The sequence below is a fragment of the Bradyrhizobium sp. SHOUNA76 genome (genome assembly GCF_023006445.1).
GTDB lineage: Bacteria > Pseudomonadota > Alphaproteobacteria > Rhizobiales > Xanthobacteraceae > Bradyrhizobium.
On the sequence record NZ_JALBHA010000431.1, the window covers coordinates 1 to 5650 of the forward strand.

Sequence of the window (5650 nt, forward strand, 5' to 3'; positions counted from 1 at the left end):
CGCGCGGCGGCGCGGGAGCAGGCCGCACATCTCCTGGAGAGCCGCAGCGCGCATTTCATCGCGCTGCTGCAACGAGAGGGCGGCAAGACGCTCGACGATGCGCTCTCTGAGCTGCGCGAGGCCGCCGACTTCTGCCGCTACTATGCCGCGCAGGGCCGCAAGCTGTTCGGAAACGACGCCGCCATGCCGGGCCCGACCGGCGAGAGCAATGCGCTCGCGATGCGCGGTCGCGGCGCCTTCGTCGCGATCTCGCCGTGGAATTTTCCGCTGGCGATCTTCCTGGGCCAGGTCACGGCAGCGTTGATGGCCGGCAACAGCGTGGTGGCAAAACCCGCCGAGCAGACGCCGCGCATCGCGCGCGAGGCCGTGGCCCTGCTGCACGAGGCCGGCATCCCCCGAAGCGCGCTGCATCTCGTCACCGGCGATGGCAAGATCGGTGCGACGCTGACGGCACATCCCGATATTGCCGGCGTCGTCTTCACCGGCTCGACCGAGGTCGCGCGCTTGATCAACCGGACGCTCGCCGCCAAGGACGGGCCGATCGTGCCGCTGATCGCCGAGACCGGCGGCATCAATGCCATGATCGCGGATGCCACCGCGCTGCCCGAGCAGGTCGCCGATGACGTCGTCACCTCGGCCTTCCGCTCTGCCGGCCAGCGCTGCTCGGCGTTGCGGCTGCTGTTCGTGCAGGAGGACGTCGCCGACCGCATGATCGAGATGATCGCGGGCGCGGCACGCGAGTTGAAGATCGGCGATCCCTGTGACGTCGCAACCCATGTCGGCCCCGTGATTGATGCGGAGGCCAAGCAGCGCCTCGACGTGCACATCGCGCGGATGACGCACGAGGCACGTCTGCACTTTGCCGGCACCGCGCCGCAAGGCTGCTTCGTCGCGCCGCACATCTTCGAGCTCAGGGACGCCGGCCAGCTCACCGAGGAGGTGTTCGGCCCGATCCTGCATGTGGTGCGCTATCGTGCGGAGAACCTCGAACGCGTGCTGCAGGCGATCGCGCGTACCGGTTACGGCCTCACCCTCGGCGTCCATTCCCGCATCGACGACACCATCGAAGCCATCATCGACCGCGTGCAGGTCGGCAACATCTACGTCAACCGCAACATGATCGGCGCCGTCGTCGGCGTGCAGCCATTCGGTGGCAACGGCCTGTCCGGAACCGGCCCCAAGGCCGGCGGCCCACACTACCTCCCGCGCTTTGCGACCGAGCAGACGGTGACAATCAACACGGCTGCGGCGGGAGGCAATGCGGCGTTGCTCGCGGGGGAGGAGTGAGGCTGCCTTCGCGCCGTCGCACCCTGCGCACGACCGGTTCCGTCATCCTGAGGTGCGAGGCATGGGACGCAACGCGTCCCATGGGGAGCCTCGAAGGATGAGCGGCCCCGATGCAGCCGGGCCGTCGCCCTTCGAGGGCCGCTGAAGAAGCGGCCGCCTCATGGGTGACGGGAGATGGTTCGGGTCCGTGGCGCATGCGTACTGAACGGCGCAACGGGCCCTGCGCCAGGCGCCGTTGCATCCCCGCAAAACATCGGTCTAATGGCTCCCATCACCTGCCCGCGCCAATTCCAGCGCGCGGGAAACGACAAGAGCGAGGGAGCGACGCCGCGATGGAAAAAGGCATCTTTTCAGGCCTGAAAGTTCTGGACTGCGCAAGCTTCATCGCAGCGCCCGCGGCCGCGACCGTGCTGTCGGATTTCGGCGCCGATGTCATCAAGATCGAGCCGCCCGGCGCGGGGGATCCCTATCGCAACCTGCCGAACCTGCCTGGCTATCCCTCAGGCGAGCACAATTTCGCGTGGCTGCTGGAAGCCCGCAACAAGAAGAGCATCGCGCTCGACCTCTCCAGGCCGGAAGCGCAGGCCGTGCTCTACAAGCTGGTCGAAGAAGCCGACGTCTTCATCACCAACATGCCGCCGCCGGTGCGCGCCAAGCTCGGCATCACCTACGATCACCTCGCCCATCTCAACGACCGGCTGATCTACGCCTCCTTCACCGGCTATGGCGAGAAGGGCGAGGAGGCCAACAAGCCCGGCTTCGACAGCAACGCCTATTGGGCGCGTTCGGGCCTGATGGACCTGGTCCGTGCCGACACTGACACCACCCCGGCCCGTTCAGTCGCCGGCATGGGCGACCATCCCTGCGCCATGGCGTTCTACGGCGCCATCGTCACCGCGCTGTATCAACGCGAGAAGACCGGCAAGGGCTCGCATGTCGCCTCCAATCTGATGGCGAACGGGGTGTGGGCGGCGAGCGTGCTGGCGCAGGCAAAACTCTGCGGCGCCAAGTTCGGCGAGCGGCGTCCGCGCGAGCGCGCGCTCAACGCGGTCGCCAACCACTACCAGTGCAAGGATGGCCGCTGGCTGATCCTGTCGCTGCTGAGCGAGGAGAAGCAGTTTCCGACGCTGGCCAAGTGCCTCGGACGCGAGGACCTGATCAATGATCCCCGCTTCGCCACCAAGGCGGACCGCCACGCCCGCTCAGTCGAGTTGATCAAGATCCTGGACGACACCTTCGCCACCAAAGATCTCGCCGAGTGGCGCAAGATCCTCGACGGCAGCGGCCTCGTGTTCGGCGTCGTCGCCATTCTCGACGACATCCCGAACGACAAGCAGATGCTGGACAACGAGGTGCTGGTGCCGTTCGAGAACGATACCATGCTCACCATCAACAGCCCGATCTGGATCGACGGCGCCAAGAAGGTTCAGCCGCGCAAGCCGCCCGCCGTGGGCGAGCATAGTGACGAGATTTTGCGCGGCGCGGGATACGACGAGGCGGCGATTAAGCAGCTGCGGAGTTCGGGGGCGGTGGGGTAAGGTCGTCGTCTCCGCAAACTCCGTCATTGCGAGCGCAGCGAAGCAATCCAGACTGTATCCGCGGATGCATTGCTGGATTGTTTCCGCTGCGCTCGCAATGACGATGAGGGACTATCTCGCTATAACAATCGGCAACACGCCAATGCCGCGAGGTCCCATGCCCAGCTACCGCCTGCACTACTTCCCCGAATCCGGCAACAGCTACAAGCTGGCGCTGATGCTGACGCTTTGCGGCGAGACGTTCGAGCCTGTCTGGACCGACTTTGGCGGCGGCGTCACGCGCACGGCGGAGTGGCGCAAGTCCGTCAACGAGATGGGCGAGATTCCCGTGCTCGAGATCGACGGCGTGAAGATGACGCAGACCGCGCCGCTCCTCTTGAAGCTCGCCGAGCAATATGGCCGCTTCGGCGGCGAGACGGAGGACGAAAAGTTCGAGCTGCTGCGCTGGCTGTTCTGGGACAACCACAAGCTCACCGGCTACATGGCGACCTATCGATTCATGCGGGCCTTCACCGAGAAGAACGACCCGCAGGTGCTGAAGCATTTCCGCCGGCGGCTCGAGGATTTCCTCGGCATTCTCGAAGGACACCTCCAGCACAATGCATTCGCGATCGGCACGAGGCCGACGGTCGCGGACATCTCGATGATGGCCTATCTGCACTATCCCAGCGACGAGCACGGCTTTGATTTTGCCGCGAGCCATCCCGCCATCCACGCCTGGCTCGGCCGCATGGCCACGCTGCCCGGCTGGAAGCCGGCCTATGAGCTGCTGCCGGGCAAGCGGATGACGAATTACGCGAAGTGAAAGCTACCGCAACGCCAGCCAGCCGAGCGTGAACAAGATGCCGCCGACGATGACGGCCATCGCGATCGCCCAGAGGCTCACGCGGGCGCTGCCGGTGACCTGCTTGGCTTCTTCATTGCGCGCGATCTCGCGATTGCGCGCTTTGTTGGCGTTGCCCGTATCCGTCATGAATCATCCAAATCGCTTGTTGGCTTAACGCGTCTTGATGAAGCACATGCCGATGCGGCGTGAGGCCGCGGCAGCCTGACAGCTGAGACCGTTAGCACAGCTCCATGACGTAAAACTCTTATCGAGCGTTCCCGATCCCGCATCTTGCAGGGAACAATGCGCGCCCCAGCCGTCCTGATATTCGGTGCCGGCGAGCTCCCGGCTGCCGCGGGTCTGCGGCCGGCTGGCAAATCCGCGTGAGAAATCAGGGCGTTTGCCCGCGGCAAATGCAGTCAGGATGTCGCGGCGGCGCACCTGGTCACCGAAGAAATGCGGCGAGGCCGGCACGATAGAAGCGTTGGACGGCCTGTCCGCGAGCCAATCCACGCCGGGGAAATGGAAGCCGCCGGCGCCGCGGGTCTGGTGGCAGCCTGAGCAGGTGACGTCGTTGAGACGGCGCTGGAACCCTGCGACCGAACGGATGTTCTGCATATCCCCGCGCGCGGCCGCCTGCTTCAACGCGCCGACCACGTCGTTGTCGGTGAAGACCGGGTCGTCGCGACCCTCGCCTTTGCTTTCTCCTTGCACCATGCCGAACTCCGGCTGCAGCGCCGAGGCATCGAGGCCTGCGGGTGTGGGCACCACCGCGGCCCTGGCGAGAAATCTTTCCGGGATCAGCACCGTGCCGCGATCGAACTCGCGCAAATTCTCGGGTGCGAGCAGCCAGGCCTTGAAGTCGCGCCGAAGCGCATCGTCGGAGAGGATGCGCTCGCGGTCGATCTGGTTCTCCAGCACCGCTTCCACGAACTGTTTCGTGGCCGCATCGTACTTGAACACCTTGAGCAGATAGTCGGAGCGGAAATCGTGCAGCGCCGATTTCGGCGCGATGGAGAGCTGGATGTTGGTCTCGATGCGATCGAGCATGGCATCCGTGGGGTGGAAGCGACTGCCGATCAACCCTTGCCAATCGCCATTGTCGAGCCAGCGCCGCGCGACCTCGGCGCAGGCGATCGGTTTTCCGTCCGCATCCGTCTGGCGCGTATCCCTCGCCTTCATCACCAGATTGAACGTCATCGGCAGGCGCGTCGCGGTCTTGCCGCCGTCGAAACGCGCGAGCCGGTAGATCAAGCGGATTTCGCCGCAGGACTCGTCCGAAACATAGGCGCGGTCCATGCGGTTGACGATACCGGCGAGCACGAAACGCGTGTCGCGGGAATTGAGCACAGTCCGGTCGAACAGCTGCACATCAAAACCTTCGCCGACGCCGATGGTCTCGGTCGGATATTCCGCCTTGCGCTGGGCGATGTAGCGGCCGAACTCCGCGTCGATCGCCGGCGGAATGTCCTTGAGCTGCGGCAGCTCCGAAAACAGCAGGTCGGTCGTCAGCGGACGGTCGGCATTCCGCTCCGGCGACAACAGGCGCGGGATCGTGAGCGCGTCGCCCTCATCGAGCCTTCGCAGCAGCTCGGGATCGGTGATGGCCGTGCCGCGTGTCATCGGCGCGGTCTCCGCTGCCGACAGCGAGACGGCACCACCAAACAGCAAGGCGGCAGCAACGAGAATTCGCAACGCGCGGCTCATGCCTTAGGTAACACCGCGCCGGGATGCCTATTCAAGCAAAAAGGCGCCTCACACAGTGGTGAAGCGCCTCTTTGGAAGTCGGATATCGAACGCTCAGCGCGAGACGATCAGCCCCTTGGTGGTGACGACCACCCAGCGGCCGTCCTGGCGGCGGATTGCATCGACGCGACCAACGCCGGGGATGGGATCGCCGGGATAGACCTCATAGAGCCCGTCGCGGCCCTCGATCAGCGCACCGCCATTGGCGGCGTTGCGCAGCCGCCAGCCTTCGACCGTCGGCAGGCGACCGACC

General features: G+C 65.3%; 5 protein-coding genes and 1 pseudogene. 3 read left to right on the forward strand and 3 right to left on the reverse strand.

Going from position 1 to position 5650, the window contains the following annotated elements:
- The 3 genes from MOV74_RS29845 to MOV74_RS29855 form a co-directional block, all read left to right on the forward strand.
- On the forward strand, nt 1-1287 hold a 1287-nt coding region (locus tag MOV74_RS29845), incomplete at its 5' end, for an L-glutamate gamma-semialdehyde dehydrogenase (RefSeq protein WP_246930285.1).
- Nucleotides 1288-1619: 332 nt separating this feature from the next.
- Nucleotides 1620-2825: a CaiB/BaiF CoA-transferase family protein gene (locus MOV74_RS29850; RefSeq protein ID WP_246930287.1), complete on the forward strand. Its 1206-nt coding sequence runs from the start codon at nt 1620-1622 to the stop codon at nt 2823-2825.
- A gap of 157 nt (nt 2826-2982) precedes the next feature.
- Nucleotides 2983-3630, forward strand: coding sequence for a glutathione S-transferase family protein (locus tag MOV74_RS29855; protein WP_246930288.1), 648 nt, complete (start codon nt 2983-2985; stop codon nt 3628-3630).
- 3 nt (nt 3631-3633) lie between these two features.
- Here the strand turns inward: MOV74_RS29855 and MOV74_RS29860 are convergent, their stop codons facing one another.
- The 3 genes and pseudogenes from MOV74_RS29860 to MOV74_RS29870 form a co-directional block, all read right to left on the reverse strand.
- On the reverse strand, nt 3634-3798 hold the full coding sequence (locus MOV74_RS29860) for a hypothetical protein (protein WP_246930289.1): 165 nt from the start codon (nt 3796-3798) through the stop codon (nt 3634-3636).
- Between the two features lie 24 nt (nt 3799-3822).
- Nucleotides 3823-5358, reverse strand: a complete 1536-nt coding sequence (locus MOV74_RS29865; RefSeq protein ID WP_246930290.1) for a hypothetical protein — start codon at nt 5356-5358, stop codon at nt 3823-3825.
- Between the two features lie 93 nt (nt 5359-5451).
- A pseudogene (locus MOV74_RS29870) lies at nt 5452-5650 on the reverse strand (hypothetical protein); the annotation flags it as partial.